General features: G+C 44.1%; 12 protein-coding genes. 6 read left to right on the top strand and 6 right to left on the bottom strand.

Going from position 1 to position 14,105, the window contains the following annotated elements:
- Positions 1 to 58 precede the first annotated feature (58 nt).
- The 5 genes from HWV58_RS21135 to HWV58_RS21115 all read left to right on the top strand — a co-directional run bounded on the left by HWV58_RS21135 (position 59) and on the right by HWV58_RS21115 (position 4,119).
- On the top strand, positions 59 to 856 hold the full coding sequence (locus tag HWV58_RS21135; protein ID WP_175635999.1) for a sulfite exporter TauE/SafE family protein: 798 nt from the start codon (positions 59 to 61) through the stop codon (positions 854 to 856).
- 90 nt (positions 857 to 946) lie between these two features.
- Positions 947 to 2,365 carry an MBL fold metallo-hydrolase gene (locus HWV58_RS21130; RefSeq protein WP_175635998.1) on the top strand — a complete coding sequence of 473 codons (1,419 nt, stop codon included), beginning with the start codon at positions 947 to 949 and terminating at the stop codon, positions 2,363 to 2,365.
- 7 nt (positions 2,366 to 2,372) lie between these two features.
- Positions 2,373 to 2,993 (top strand): class I SAM-dependent methyltransferase, encoded by a 621-nt coding sequence (locus tag HWV58_RS21125; protein ID WP_175635997.1) that lies wholly within the window; start codon positions 2,373 to 2,375, stop codon positions 2,991 to 2,993.
- Between the two features lie 143 nt (positions 2,994 to 3,136).
- Positions 3,137 to 3,694 (top strand): YeeE/YedE family protein, encoded by a 558-nt coding sequence (locus tag HWV58_RS21120; protein WP_175635996.1) that lies wholly within the window; start codon positions 3,137 to 3,139, stop codon positions 3,692 to 3,694.
- Between the two features lie 11 nt (positions 3,695 to 3,705).
- Positions 3,706 to 4,119 carry a DUF6691 family protein gene (locus HWV58_RS21115; RefSeq protein ID WP_175635995.1) on the top strand — a complete coding sequence of 138 codons (414 nt, stop codon included), beginning with the start codon at positions 3,706 to 3,708 and terminating at the stop codon, positions 4,117 to 4,119.
- A gap of 198 nt (positions 4,120 to 4,317) precedes the next feature.
- Here the strand turns inward: HWV58_RS21115 and HWV58_RS21110 are convergent, their stop codons facing one another.
- Genes HWV58_RS21110 through HWV58_RS21100 form a run of 3 tightly spaced genes read right to left on the bottom strand, consistent with a single transcriptional unit; the run spans position 4,318 to position 10,031 of the window.
- Entirely contained in the window at positions 4,318 to 5,397 is a 1,080-nt protein-coding gene (locus tag HWV58_RS21110) for an efflux RND transporter periplasmic adaptor subunit (RefSeq protein WP_116250541.1), read from the bottom strand.
- 13 nt (positions 5,398 to 5,410) lie between these two features.
- Positions 5,411 to 8,632 (bottom strand): efflux RND transporter permease subunit, encoded by a 3,222-nt coding sequence (locus tag HWV58_RS21105; RefSeq protein ID WP_175635994.1) that lies wholly within the window; start codon positions 8,630 to 8,632, stop codon positions 5,411 to 5,413.
- Between the two features lie 7 nt (positions 8,633 to 8,639).
- Positions 8,640 to 10,031, bottom strand: a complete 1,392-nt coding sequence (locus HWV58_RS21100; protein ID WP_175635993.1) for a TolC family protein — start codon at positions 10,029 to 10,031, stop codon at positions 8,640 to 8,642.
- A 1,007-nt stretch (positions 10,032 to 11,038) separates the two neighbouring features.
- Between HWV58_RS21100 and HWV58_RS21095 the strand changes: the two genes are divergently transcribed.
- Positions 11,039 to 11,854 (top strand): recombinase family protein, encoded by an 816-nt coding sequence (locus tag HWV58_RS21095; protein WP_175635992.1) that lies wholly within the window; start codon positions 11,039 to 11,041, stop codon positions 11,852 to 11,854.
- Here HWV58_RS21095 and HWV58_RS21090 read toward each other — a convergent pair.
- The 3 genes from HWV58_RS21090 to HWV58_RS21080 form a co-directional block, all read right to left on the bottom strand.
- Positions 11,825 to 12,262, bottom strand: a complete 438-nt coding sequence (locus HWV58_RS21090) for a relaxase/mobilization nuclease domain-containing protein (protein ID WP_175635991.1) — start codon at positions 12,260 to 12,262, stop codon at positions 11,825 to 11,827. The two genes, HWV58_RS21095 and HWV58_RS21090, sit on opposite strands and share 30 nt — an antisense overlap.
- Entirely contained in the window at positions 12,244 to 12,654 is a 411-nt protein-coding gene (locus tag HWV58_RS21085) for a mobilization protein (RefSeq protein ID WP_175635990.1), read from the bottom strand. Before HWV58_RS21085 ends, HWV58_RS21090 begins: the two co-directional genes overlap by 19 nt.
- A 697-nt stretch (positions 12,655 to 13,351) precedes the next feature.
- On the bottom strand, positions 13,352 to 14,104 hold the full coding sequence (locus HWV58_RS21080) for an abortive infection system antitoxin AbiGi family protein (protein WP_175635989.1): 753 nt from the start codon (positions 14,102 to 14,104) through the stop codon (positions 13,352 to 13,354).
- Position 14,105 lies beyond the last annotated feature (1 nt).

The raw sequence follows: 14,105 nt of genomic DNA, 5'->3' as shown, positions 1-14,105 counted from the left end.
CAAAAGTCACCGACATCAGCACATGAGAATCCGAATTTTGTTAAAAAAATAACAAAAAATGGAAATCCTTGCCTATGTTGCCGCTGCCCTGATCGGCATCTCCCTTGGTCTGATCGGCGGTGGTGGATCTATATTAACGATGCCCGTATTGGTTTACCTTTTCGGTGTTAACCCGCTACTAGCAACCTCCTACTCATTGTTTATTGTCGGTTCTACCAGTTTGGCCGGTACAGTTGGAAATTTTAAACGAGGCCTTGTCAATATCAAAACAGCGTTACTGTTCGGCAGCGCATCAATCTCAACTGTTTTTTTAACCCGAAAGCTAATTATACCACTCATCCCCAAGACTATCTTGAAAATCGGAAATTTTGAGCTAAGTGAGAACATGCTGATGATGGTGCTCTTTGCAGTCCTTATGGTGGCAGCCGCTGTTGCAATGATCAAGGGCGCAAAGGATGAAACTTCTGCGGAAAGAGAAAGGCCAAAGCTTAAGCTCGCAAAACTATTGTTTTATGGTGTTATCATCGGCCTGGCAACTGGATTTTTAGGTGCTGGCGGTGGTTTTCTGCTCATTCCTACCTTAGTTATTCTAGTAGGCTTATCCATGAAGGAGGCCGTTGGAACATCACTTTTCATTATAGCACTCAACTCACTTATTGGATTTACCGGCGATCTCGGACATTTCCCCATCGATTGGTTTTTTTTGGCCAAAATTACCACAGTAGCCATTGCCGGTATTATTGTGGGCGGAATGATCAATCAAAAAATAGATGGGGGAAAGCTGAAGAAAGGCTTTGGATGGTTTGTACTCATAATGGGTTGTTACATCATCCTCAAAGAAGTAGTGCTCAAATAAAAAATCCAAAACAAAAAACTAAGCTGTGTGACAAAAGTCACCGATAACAAAACCGTAAAGCGCTAATTTTGAAATATTAATTTGATCATCATGATTATAGAACAGATTTATACCGGATGTCTGGCACAGGGTGCCTATTACATCGAAAGTAACGGAGAGGCCGCTATAGTAGATCCACTCCGTGAGGTAAGACCATACCTTCAGCGTGCCGAAAAGAGCGGCGCAAAAATCAAATATGTGCTCGAAACACATTTCCATGCAGACTTTGTATCCGGGCACCTGGACCTTGCCAAAGAAAGTGGTGCAAAGATTGTCTACGGGCCAAATGCAAAGCCTGATTTTGATTTTTACGCTGCAAAAGATGGAGAAGTTTTACAGCTTGGCGGGGCAAAGATCAAAGTACTGCACACCCCAGGGCACACCATGGAAAGCACCTGTTTCTTGCTGAGCGATGAGGAGGGAAAAGAAACTGCGCTTTTCTCTGGAGATACACTTTTTATAGGCGATGTCGGCAGGCCCGATCTGGCACAAAAACTTGTTAGCGAGCTCACAAGCGAAATGCTTGCAGGATATCTATTTGATTCTCTGCGAAATAAAATCATGCCTTTGAGCGATGACATTATCATTTACCCTGCTCACGGAGCAGGGAGTGCTTGCGGAAAGAACATGAGCAAAGAAACAACAGATCTTTTGGGAAATCAAAAAAAGAACAATTATGCTTTACGGGCAGATATGTCTAAAGATGAGTTCATCAAAGAGGTAACCGATGGCCTGCTGCCGCCTCCTGCTTATTTCCCCAAAAACGTGATGATGAACATTCATGGCTATGATAGTTTGGATAAGGTGATGCAAAGAGGCATGCATGCCCTAAATCCAGATGCTTTTGAGCAGCTAGCAAATGAAACCGGTGCGGTCATTTTAGATACCAGAGATCCTCAGGTTTTTGTAAAGGGCTTTATCCCAAATTCGATCAATATAGGCATAGATGGAAATTTTGCGCCATGGGTAGGAACATTAATCCCTGATATTAAACAGGCTATTTTAATGGTAAATGATGAGGGCAGAAATGAAGAAGTTCTCACCAGATTATCCAGAGTAGGATTTGATGGTGCCGTTGGCTATTTAGAAGGTGGCTTTACCGCTTGGAAAAATGCAGGTAAAGAAACCGACGAGATAAAGTCCGTTTCTGCGGAGAAACTTGTAGAAATCAGCAAGGCTGCAGAGGTGAGTATACTGGACGTCAGAAAAGCAAATGAATACTTAAGCGAACACGTTGAGGGTGCAGCAAATCTTCCCCTGGATTATATCAATGAAAACTTTGGCAGCATCGATAAAAACAAGATCTACTTTGTCCACTGTGCCGGCGGTTACCGTTCTGTAATTTTCAATTCCATTATGCGCTCACGGGGATACAACAACCTTATCGACATTGCAGGTGGTTTTAAGGCCATCCATGATAACGGACATATACCGATCACAGCCTTTGTATGCCCAAGTACCTTAAAATAATCCGGAGATGGACAATAAGAAAAAATTGCACTGGGAAAAGGTCTACCTTGAAAAAAGTCCTGACCAGGTCAGCTGGACGCAAAGCTATCCGATAGTTTCAATGGAAATGATAAAGGGCTTCAATCTGGACAAATCCGCTCCGATAATCGATATTGGAGGAGGAGACAGTCTGCTTATAGATTTTCTGCTTCAGGAAGGCTTCATTGATATTACCGTAGTTGATATATCTGCCCGGGCATTGCAAAAAGCAAAGCAAAGGCTTGGAGATTTGGCTGGTCAAATTCATTGGATAGTTGCAGACATTATGGAATTTAAGCCGCAAAGAACTTATGCAGTCTGGCATGACCGCGCCACTTTTCACTTCCTTGATTCGCCAGGAGAAATTGAACGCTACGTAACCATGGCAGAACGCTTTACTGGTGACTACCTGGTCATGGCTACCTTTTCGCCCGCCGGTCCTGAAAAGTGCAGTGGCCTGCCTGTATCCAGATATGATGAGAACGGGCTGCAGGAGGTATTCAAAAACGGATTTACCAAAATAGAATCCAGACAGCATGAACACCTTACCCCAATGCAGAGCAGTCAGGATTTTCTGTTCTGCAGTTTTAAAAAAGATAAAATCAATTAGATCAGAATAAAAAAAATGAATAAATTATCTCAGATGCTGAGCTGTTTCTTTTCAAAAGGTCCGTATGACTTCGACAGCTACCATTTCAAAAACGAGTTTAACAAGAACAAAAACACCCTTATTCACATCTCATTTAAGACATTATGATTGATTTCATTAAACAACCCTGGCCCTGGTATTTTTCGGGTACAATGATCGTACTCATCATGCTCCTCTTACTTTTTTTTGGCAAGTCTTTTGGCTTTTCGTCCAACCTACGCACCATGTGCAGCATGGCTGGAGCGGGAAAGAAAGTAAAATTCTTCGATTTCAACTGGAAAGGCCAGATCTGGAACCTGATGTTCCTTGCTGGCTCTGTCCTGGGCGGCTTCATCGCTACCAATTACCTGAGCGAGCCGACCCCACTGCAGCTTTCTGCAGCCACGATAGCAGACCTCCAACAACTCGGCGTCAGCTTTGATGGTGGCCTGAACCCATCCGGCCTGTTCTCCCTTGAGGCTATGAAAGATTTCAAAACGCTGGCCATCCTGCTTTCTGGAGGACTACTAGTAGGCTTTGGCTCCCGCTATGCAGGTGGCTGTACCTCAGGCCACGCCATATCAGGGCTTTCCAATTTACAGATACCATCATTAGTTGCCGTAATCGGTTTTTTTATAGGAGGCCTTGTCATGACCTTCCTGCTTATGCCAATCATCTTCTAAATCCATAAAAAATGAAATTCATTAAATTTATTCTTGCCGGCACACTTTTCGGCATCATTATGACTAAATCTGAAGCAGTTTCCTGGTACAGGATACAGGAAATGTTCCGTTTCCAGTCTTTCCACATGTATGGAATCATCGGTACCGCGGTCCTCCTAGGCGTTATCTCGGTATACCTGATTAAGAAATTCAAGGCCAGGGATATTGGTGGAAACCCGATCGTTTTTCACGATAAGGATAAAGCATACCGCAAATACCTGATCGGGGGGACGATTTTCGGCCTGGGCTGGGCACTCACAGGATCATGCCCCGGGCCCATGTTTGTCAACCTGGGAAACGGATATGCCGGCATGGTGGTGGTCATCCTTGGCGCGCTCTTTGGAACGTATTTGTATGGAGTGTTGAAAAACAAGTTACCTCACTAAGCGCTTAAACCAACTAATGACAAAACTTAACGCAATTATCAAACATTGATACCCAAGATGCCGGAAGGGAAAGATTAGAAAAAGAACGGCCTAGACATCCATTTGGGTGAATTGACATACACCTTGGCTGTTTTTCCTTTTTCTTATCTGACTAATAAAAAGATTTGGCAGGCGGATTGCGCTCCGCCTGCCAAAGTATTAAAGCGCTTGACCGCTTTTAATCTCATCGTTCGCAGGCGAGACAATCTCTGCCCCTGCTTTGATTGCACCGAAAATCTCGGTCATGTCCGTCCCTTTCATCCCTTCCTTGATGTCAACGAGCAGGGCTTTACCGTTTTCCACCTCCACCACATATTTCCGCTCTGTAGACCGGACAATAGCCGAATTTGGCACAAGAAGCGACGTGGCACCGGATTTAAGTGGGATTTCAACCTCGGCATACATGCCGGCCTTTAACCGGTTATCTTTATTGGCCACATCAACCTCCACAACTTCCTGGCGCATATTGCCAAGTGAGTTGGCAGACCGGCTGATCTTTGCCTGGCGCTGTTCTCCCGGCAGTGCATTGAAGCGGAACTTGACCATCTGGCTCAGGTCTACCTTGTCTACATAATCTTCGGGAATGGATACTTCAAGCCTCATGTGGGTCAGGTCCTGCAATACCAGCATGGGCAGATCTGAAGATTTCCCTGTTGACACCAGTGCTCCTGGGGAAACATTTCTGTCTACGATCACCCCATCAAAAGGCGCATATACTTTTAAGTAATCCTGCATGGTGCGTACAGAAGAAACATTTGACCGTTCGGCCTCGGCAATGGCCTTATCCCCTCTCATCCTGGAAAGCGCATTGTCAAGTTCTAATGGAGATACCGAACCTTCCTCCTTTGCAGCCTCTTTTAACCGTCTGTATTTCTCACTGCTCGCTGATGCAGTCTCACGTGCCTGCAGGTAGCGGGAATTTGCTGACTGTAACTGCGATTCAAGTTCTGGTGCTTCCAGTGTCATCAATAGCTGGCCCTTGGTAACCTTAGAACCCAAGTCGACCAATATGGCCTTCACAAACCCGTTGGCTTTCGGAAAAATGTTTACCTGATTGAAAGGCTTGAGCATTCCCGGAATACGGGTATAACTGGAAAGGGCCTGCTCTTCGACCTTGGCGGTTTCATATTTGGCTTCCTTGCCATTTTTTGCGGGGCTGATGTCCACAGGCTTCTGGTTTCCGCCACAGGCGGCCAGGGTACTGATCAAAATTATGATTGGAATGAATCTGGTTTTCATGTTGTTTATCTTTTTAAATTCTTGTTTTTCTAGGCATTAGATTGGGTTCTTTTAAGCTGCTTTTTTTCTGTACGCAGGCGAAAACCTGAGGAAGGATGAAGAGCGCTGCAAGGGTAGAAAAGAATAGCCCCCCAATAACGGCCCTGCCGAGTGGCGCAGTCTGTTCACCGGATTCGCCCAGCCCTGAGGCCATTGGAATCATCCCCGCGATCATCGCAAAACTGGTCATCAGGATCGGTCTTAAACGGATCCCGGCACTCACCACTGCCGCCCGGGTAGAATCCTTGTACTCCAGCCTGAGTTTTTCAGCGTTGGTCACGATCAATATCGCATTGGCCACTGATACACCAGTGGACATGATCATCCCCATATAGCTCTGCAGGTTTAGCGTCGAACCTGTAAGCAACAATGCGGTCAGCGAGCCCAGGATTACTGCGGGAACGGTTGAAAGCACCGTCAGCGAAAGCTTGAAAGACTGATAATTGGCTGCAAGCAGCAGGAATATCACCAATATCGCAAAGGCAAGCCCACCCTGGAGTGAAGATAGTGTCTCGGTCAATAGGCTCGACATACCTTTCACTTCCGCAGTCAGTCCCTTAGGAGGTGTACCTGCGGACTTTAATGCCTTTTCTACATCGGCCGTTGCGGTTCCAAGATCCTTTTTGTAAATGTTCGCACTAACAGTCAGAAAGCGTCTTGGTCCTGAGCGGTCATATTCTCCAGGATGATAACTGGTATTGAATGTTGCAATATCGCCAAGTACCGGGCTACTCTGTCCTTTTACCAAGGGGATTTCCTTTAGTTCATCCATCGTATTCATCACATATTCAGGAACCTGCACCTGCACCTGGTAGGTATAGGCGGTTTTTTCATCGAGCCACTGGTTTTTCTCGGTAAAACGGCTGGAAGAGGTGCTTGCGGTAACCGATCTGGCGATATCCACCACGTTCAGTCCGAACTGCGCCGCCTTGAGCCTGTCAAGGGTAATGGATACCACGGGGATATGCAGGGGCTGAGCAATCTGGATATCACGGAGGTAATCTATTTTTTTAAGTTTTGCTAACACCTTATTAGAGTAGGATTCGATCTGATCCATATCTTTTCCCGCCACCCTGATCTCGATCGGCGTGGCAGCACCCTGGCTCATGATTTTTTCGGTCATGTCTATCGGCTCAAAAGTGATGCGCAGATCAGGAAGTTTATATGCTATATTCTTTCTCAGGGCATCTTTGAGCTCATCCATATTCACCTTGTAATCTTCATCCAAATTCACCTGCAGCACGGCTTCATGGGTTCCGGTATTGAAGATATACAGGTTACTGGTTCCGTAACTGCTCGGGATAAGCCCCACATAGCCCGAACTGACTGCGACATGGTTATCGACAGTCTGATTAATAATGGAGAGTACCTGCTTGAATTTCTCCTCGGTGCGCTCCAGCCTGGTGCCATCAGGCGCTTTGATACGGATCTGGAACTGTCCGTTATTGAGCTTGGGCATCATATCCTTTCCAATAAAAACAAAGCCCAGTCCGGCAAGGATAATAACAGCAAAAAGATAAATTCCGACAATTCCTTTTTTCATCGGCATCCACCGCTGGATGATCGCCATAAATCTCACCTTTACCCGTTCAAAGAAATCGTTTTTCTCCGGCTCATCCTTTTCGTTTTCCAGGTGCTTTTCAACCTGTTCTGCTTCCCTTTCATCCAGCGCCTCTCCTGCATGGGCATGGATCTTGCCATGGTCATAGTGTTGGTAACGTTCTTCCTTGATCATCCAGTTGGATAAAATCGGAACCAGGGTCTGGGCTACGATGAAGGAAACAATCATGGTAAAGCCAATCGAGAGGGATAGCGGCAGGAACATTGCCTTTGGTATCCCGTTCATCATAAAGGATGGCGCGAAAACGGCCAATATACACAGCAGGATGAGTAGCAGCGGGAAGGCTATTTCCTCACAGGCATCATAAATGGCCTCGCGTTTGGGCTTGCCCATTTCCAGGTGCTGGTGGATATTTTCAATTGTCACCGTTGCCTGATCGACCAGGATCCCGATCGCAAGTGCCAGACCGCTCAAGGTCATGATATTAATGGTTTGACCAAACATGCCCAGTAGAAGCACGCCAATTAAAATCGATACCGGAATGGTAATAACCACAATGAGACTGCTTCGCAGGTCACGCAGGAATAACAATACCATGAGACCTGTTAATAGTGCACCCAGACCACCTTCAGTGATCAGGCTTTTTACCGAGTTTATAACCGCTACAGACTGGTCAAATTCATAAGAGATGTGGACATCGTCCGGCAAAAGGCTCTGCATTTCCGGGATTTTGGCCTTAAGGGATTTCACCACCGACCAGGTCGACGCATCTGCGGTTTTTACTACCGGAATATACACAGACCGTTTTCCGTTGATCAGCGCATAGTCTACCGTAACATCTGCAGCATCTGCAACCCTTGCCACATCCCTCACCAATATCGAAACGCCGTTTTTTGTGGCTATGGGAATGTTGTTGAATTCATCTACTGTCTTTACCAGAGAGTTCATGGAGGTCACCATCATGGTATTGTCCAACCTTAGGTTTCCTGAAGGCGACATTACATTGAACTTGGATAAAGCCCCTACCACCTCGTCCGGGGTCAGATTATAGCTCCTGAGCTTACTCGGATCTACACTGATGGTAATCGAGCGGGAATTGGCACCGAACGGCGGTGGCGCAGAAAGTCCTGCTACGGAAGAAAACATCGGCCTGATACGCGGTGCCGCCATATCATAGATTTCTTTGAGGCTCCTCGATTTGGCTGAAAGCACAAGTTGGCCCACAGGCAGTGAAGAAGCATCAAAGCGGACCACTTGAGGGGGCAATGCACCGGGCGGGAAGAACTTCATGGCCCGGTTAACCTGGAGGGCAACCTGGGCAGAGGCCTCAGCCATATTGGTGCTTTCGTAAAAACTCAGCTTGAGCATCGTCAAACCCTGAATGTTCTTGGCCGTAATATTCTTTACACCGTTAACATAAAGGAACTGATCCTGCAGACGGGTAGAGAAAAAACCCTCCATCTGCTGGGGGGACATGCCCCCGTAGGATTCGATAACATATATAGTTGGAGAATTAAGCTGGGGAAAAATATCTATTGGGATCTTCAGCGCACTGAGCACTGCAAAAAGCAGTAAACTCGCGGTGATCACCACTGTTGTAATCGGCTTTTTCAGGGCCGAGGTAACCATTGACATATCTTTATTATTTTAATGCGTTTAACAGGGAATCTACTTGATTGGTGGCAATAGCCTTTTGAAAAAGAGCCCGGACGTACAGGTACTTTGCGTTAACAAAATCAGTTTCTGCGCGGTAGAGAATGGTCAGGGCTGCATTGAGCTCAATGATATCGGTCAGTCCGTTTTTATAAAGGGAGAGCTTTTGGCGGTATCCTGCGGCAGCTGCTTTTAACTGGTTTGGTATTTCATCAAGTCTTTTATGCGCAGTACTGATTTCAAGGCCCGCTTGAAGGGCGGCATTTGATAACATTAGTTTCTCCTGCTCCAGTTCCTTTAAGTAAAAGTTGCTGCTCGCCTTCTGGGTCCTAAGCTTCAACTGACGCCTGCGGAGATCAAATAGGTTATAGCTGATCCCTACGCCCACGAGGTAATTTTCCCGTTGCCATTCCAGGCCATTCGAGAGGCTGTTGAAATTGTCATTGGCATCAATGCTTGATCCCCTTGACCAGGCCGCAGCTTGCAGGCTTACCTTTGGGTTGTAGGCTTTTTTGACCAGGTTTTCTTTCTCAACGCTGCTGAGGTAATTGCTTTTGTAAAAATCAAGCAGCGGATGGCTTGAACTGTCGGTCAGGTTTACAGATAGGTTTATCTCAAGCGATTTTAGCCGGTCGAGGATCGTACTATCGGCAACAATACTTTCCGGATTCAGCCCGCTGATTGCTGCAATATCGAGCTGGACCTGTTTATAGGTATTGTCCATTTCGATATAGTTCAGCCTTGATTTGGAGAGTTCGGCACCGGCGATGCTGGTATCTACTCCCGGGCGCACACCACTTCTGGCAAGGGACAGTATTGACCGGCCGATCTGCTCGTTGCGCCTGATATTCTGCTGCTGGATAGATAACATATCCTGAAGCTTCAAAAGGCTCAGGTAATCATCAATGGCAATGGCCCTGGTCTGGTAGCGCCGCTGGGCAAACCTGGAACGCTCAGCGACAAGTTCTGATTTGGATACTGCATTCTGGGCCTTGTAGGCACCAAAATTATACACCTCCCAATCAAGGGAAACGATGCCTAGATTAGTAAGTGCAGCCTTGGTAGTGCTTTCGGTTCTAACGCCCCTGGAATTGGAAGGAACGATACCAAAAGCCATATAAGGCCCTGCAACATTATTGTTTGAGCCCAGATCCGCCTGATAGTTAAGCTTCAGGTTTGGAAGGGCATTCGCCGCGGTCTCTCTTAACTGAGCAGCACGTATGTCCACTGCTGCTGAATCAGCGGCCAGTGAGGGCGAAAAAGCGGTCACGTGATCGATCAGATCGACGATCCCGATGGGTTTTGGAGAGGTTTGGGCATGGCTTTCCAGCCCCATATATAAAAGTAGGAACAAACAGAAAATCTGTTTAATACGGATCATGTCTTTAAATTAAAATTTAAGGAAAAAAATTTGACGGACGTATAGGACAGGAAACACGGTGATTAACCGGCCGTCGTCACCTCATCATATGAAGTACCTGTCAATAAAAGAAAGTTCGAGATAAATCTCAGATCCGAAAGACCTGGTTGGAAATATAAATTGGGACTGATCCGGCAATCCTGTATCTGATTTCAAGAAAATACCTGTTAAAGTTGGAGGCTAAAAGCGAAAGCCCTAAAAACAAAATGATCCCGATGATAACAGCTTCCAGAACGGGAAGCACGGTTTTCTTCCGTTCATCAAGGATACACTTAAACTGTCTGGTAATTTTTGAATCCTTTGCTAGCGGAGAAAAGCTGCCATTGTACTGGGCTGCTGATTTTATTCCTCGTGCGGATTCTAAAAGGGACAGGTTGGATAAAAAAAAGATGTTGCCCAAAGAGATGATCAGATATAACAAAACAACTCCGATTATAGAGCAATTTGGCACCTGCTTAATTTTCACATCCTTCAAATTTAACAACCTAAATATATTGGCGCTAAAATCCGCATTAATCTAAAAAGATGAGAGAATAAAAAGTAACAAAGCTGTTGCCAAATCGTTAAAATAATACTATATACCTTGTGAAGGCACTGATCCGAAAGGGATTCTAAGCAAGCCAATTCATTATGTTTCACCAAAAGGGAACCTTAAAGTGCCCTCTGTTACGGGCTAAACTGGCCAAGAATTTGATTACCGGGATGATTCCTATCTAAGTTCCTTTCCCTCTGAACAATATACAGATCTGATCGAAAACCATTTCTCTGACAAGTTTTCAAAGCAGATATGAAAGCAAAAACGATTAAAAAAGCAAAGGTTACGAATCAAAACCGTAGATCATGGGGGAAATAGAAGGCAAAGACAAAGGGAAAGATTGTTGAAGAACTGTGTTCATCTCAGAATGAATCCTTGTTTTACACATAAACGCTAGAATGGCTATTTTAACAAGTGATTTAAAATAACAATTATGAAACCAACCTATGTCTATGTCAGGGTGAGTACAGATGAGCAGATGCGCCAAGGATACTCTCTTATTGAACAAGAAGAGCGACTTCTACAATATTGTGAAATCAACAATTTACATGTAACCGCTATTTTCCGAGAGGATTATTCTGCCAAGGACTTTAATCGCCCCGCATGGAAAAAGCTTATTATAACAATCAAGAAAAACAGAAACAAACCTTCCGGCAAAATTATTTTCCTTAAGTGGGATCGCTTTAGCAGGAACATCCAATTTGCCTATCAAATGATAGGAATACTTAAGGGTTTGAACATTGAACCAATGGCAATAGATCAGCCTATTGATTTTGATATCCCGGAAAGCATAGTAATGCTGGCGGTTTATTTATCAATTCCAGAAGCGGAAAACAGCAGACGTGGAAAAAACACCTCAGACGGCATGCGAAGGGCAAAAAAGATGGGAAGATGGCCTGGGAAAGCTCCAATAGGGTATACCAATACAACCTCGCCTGAAGGGAAGAAACTAATTGTACCAAATCAACCGCAGGCTGATTTTATCAAATGGTCATTCCAACAATTGGCATCTGGTTCATATACGATTGCACAGGTCAAAAAAATGGCGATTCTAGATGGTTTCAACTGTGGGAGAAACAATTTCTGGCGTATAGTGCACAACCCCATTTATTGCGGAATCGTTAGGCTATCAGCAACAAAAGATGAAGAATTACAGTTTATCAAGGGAATCCACGAACCCCTTATTTCAGAGGATTTATTTCAAAGGGTTCAAGAACTATTAAAGAGCAGACGACGACTGCTCAGATAAGCTTTTGCCGATATTATGAATATCCATTCTTGTAGCATCGGATTTTACATTCGTGGTGACAACGTGAACATGTGGATGATTGGCATCCTGATGCTTGTAGACCAAGAAGGGTTGTTCCCCAAACCCGATCCTTTCCATATAATCCGCAGCAATTGACTGAAGTTTTTCTACAGTAATTTTCTCAGAAGGTTCAAAATTCAGCATGATGTGCATCGCGTTGGTTTTAATCCTACTATTTAACCTGGTCAGATGCTCAAACCTTGCAACCTTATGGCGAAGCTCCAACTGTTCAATGTCGAGCCCGAAGCGATTGGCAAAAATCAGCTCTGCCATTCCCTCAGCGACCTTTGATTCATTGTAATTGATAAGACCCCTGATACTTTTTCCGGTTAAAATCCGCGCAACCATTTTAGCGACATCTGCGTTATAATTTCCAATAAGTGGTCAACTTTCTCACCAACATTTTTATACAGGTCACTGGTACGCATGAAGTAGAATGAACGCTGAGCTTCACTGTCTGAAGTATGAAAATGCCTGGTCTGTTGATTAATATTAACGCCTATTGCTTTAAGTTCCTTTCTTATCGAAGTCAGTTCTTCCATGGGAACATTCATCGTTACATCCCTTGTAAGCATCAGGATTTTTTCTTTTGAAAGTATATTTCTGGCAACTTCCCCTATGGACTGGCAGTTGCTCTGCATCTGGATTCTTTCAAGCCGCTTAAAGGTATTTTCATTTACCCTGATGATGATGGGATGGGTCAGCAGCTGCTCTGGATTCTTAACTTTTTTTCTAGGCATGATCTTGCGTTTTAACTGTCTTCAGCATTTTCGAGTTCCGAGAAAAATGCCCGACCTCAAGGGCGCAAGATTCTTTTGTGTATACAAAAGTACATCTTGCAAAACACCCGAGTGGTTAAAGTATTCCTATAGATAACTCTATTTTGTAACTGTTAATTTTGTTTGTGATTAAAAGCAGTATCCTCGTTATCTTGATTTTCAGGGATTGTGATGGATGTGATCACGCTACGAAGGTTCGATCGGAGATGTTGGTAATAGCGAGCAGAACCTGGCCGAACCCGCAGTCTTTTATGCTGAATTTTCTTTTGGCTTATCATGGTAACGGTATTAGATAGCAAAAGTGATGAGATAAGCAAAACTACATTGGTACTTCCGAACGTAATCCGGTCTTTTTTTCACCAACGCAGCCCAACCTTGGGCTGTATAAGCCAGCCCCGAATTTTATTCAAATGGAGAATTCCGTCCTTTAGAAGAGACTTAATTGGACAGCACTAACTTTCAGTATCCTTAAGCGTGGCTGGGGTTTAACAACTCGTTGATGAGTAGACGTTCATATCCGATATTGTTATAATTCTGGAGATATCAAGCAAAAAAGCACAAATTTAACAACAGATAACGAGTATTGAATGATTTAACCTATCCCACGATCTAGATCATTCAAGTCAACCATGTTCCAAAGTGATAAAGCTTATTATAGTTAAAAATCACTGGTAATTTGATCTGAAGTAAGTACCCGGATTGTGGTAAGATCAATCAAATCCTTATCAAAAACATCATGTAGAGTTTGATATACCAACCGAACCTCGGCCTCATTCTTTACTATAATATAAGAGATATCCGAAATTTCAAACTTGAGCAGATTATGAGAGATAAGGGTGTTATACATGACTTTATCAGCATTATAAACTCGGTCATCTAGTACCGTTGGATTCCCACCTAATGTAGTTGAATCGGGAACTAGCCGCCACTCTCTTTCGTCATAGAAACGGTAATCACGTCTTTTTAATTTAGAATCACGATAGAGTTCCCCTTCGTAGTTCTTGGTATATAAAAATACCTGTTGAGTATCGATATGGCTCACTCTTTTATCACCCAACATAAATACTTCAAATTGTTTACGAATGGAAGTGCTAACATAGGAATTATATTCAATGTAAAACACTGAATTGAGACCTTTTCTGTTAGCCCATTTTTTTGAAAGTCCGATTCCATAATCACCATAATAGCCTAGATCGTCAGTGTTTTTTTTATTGTAAAAATGCTTTTTATAATCCGATAGAGGAATATCACAAAATGAAACCATTGCAATCGCTCCACTGAAATTCTTTGAGCCACGTGTATTTATTTTTTCGGAGCAATAACTAAACCGGAATCCCCTCGATCTGATTATGCTAAGAACATTGTCGATTTTTGAAGTATAATGAATTAATGAATTTGCACTGAGAGCCATA

The sequence above is a fragment of the Pedobacter ghigonis genome, from assembly GCF_903166585.1.
GTDB classification, from domain to species: Bacteria; Bacteroidota; Bacteroidia; order Sphingobacteriales; family Sphingobacteriaceae; genus Pedobacter; species Pedobacter ghigonis.
The sequence above is the reverse complement of the archived record's forward strand: the minus strand, read 5'-3'. Positions and strand labels throughout refer to the sequence as shown.

Coding starts and splice junctions, on each gene's coding strand:
- HWV58_RS21130 (WP_175635998.1), top strand. CDS start 947: ATGATTATAGAACAGATTTATACCGGATGTCTGGCACAGGGTGCCTAT.
- HWV58_RS21095 (WP_175635992.1), top strand. CDS start 11,039: ATGAAACCAACCTATGTCTATGTCAGGGTGAGTACAGATGAGCAGATG.
- HWV58_RS21135 (WP_175635999.1), top strand. CDS start 59: ATGGAAATCCTTGCCTATGTTGCCGCTGCCCTGATCGGCATCTCCCTT.
- HWV58_RS21125 (WP_175635997.1), top strand. CDS start 2,373: ATGGACAATAAGAAAAAATTGCACTGGGAAAAGGTCTACCTTGAAAAA.
- HWV58_RS21085 (WP_175635990.1), bottom strand. CDS start 12,654: ATGCCTAGAAAAAAAGTTAAGAATCCAGAGCAGCTGCTGACCCATCCC.
- HWV58_RS21105 (WP_175635994.1), bottom strand. CDS start 8,632: ATGTCAATGGTTACCTCGGCCCTGAAAAAGCCGATTACAACAGTGGTG.
- HWV58_RS21120 (WP_175635996.1), top strand. CDS start 3,137: ATGATTGATTTCATTAAACAACCCTGGCCCTGGTATTTTTCGGGTACA.
- HWV58_RS21100 (WP_175635993.1), bottom strand. CDS start 10,031: ATGATCCGTATTAAACAGATTTTCTGTTTGTTCCTACTTTTATATATG.
- HWV58_RS21090 (WP_175635991.1), bottom strand. CDS start 12,262: ATGGTTGCGCGGATTTTAACCGGAAAAAGTATCAGGGGTCTTATCAAT.
- HWV58_RS21110 (WP_116250541.1), bottom strand. CDS start 5,397: ATGAAAACCAGATTCATTCCAATCATAATTTTGATCAGTACCCTGGCC.
- HWV58_RS21080 (WP_175635989.1), bottom strand. CDS start 14,104: ATGGCTCTCAGTGCAAATTCATTAATTCATTATACTTCAAAAATCGAC.
- HWV58_RS21115 (WP_175635995.1), top strand. CDS start 3,706: ATGAAATTCATTAAATTTATTCTTGCCGGCACACTTTTCGGCATCATT.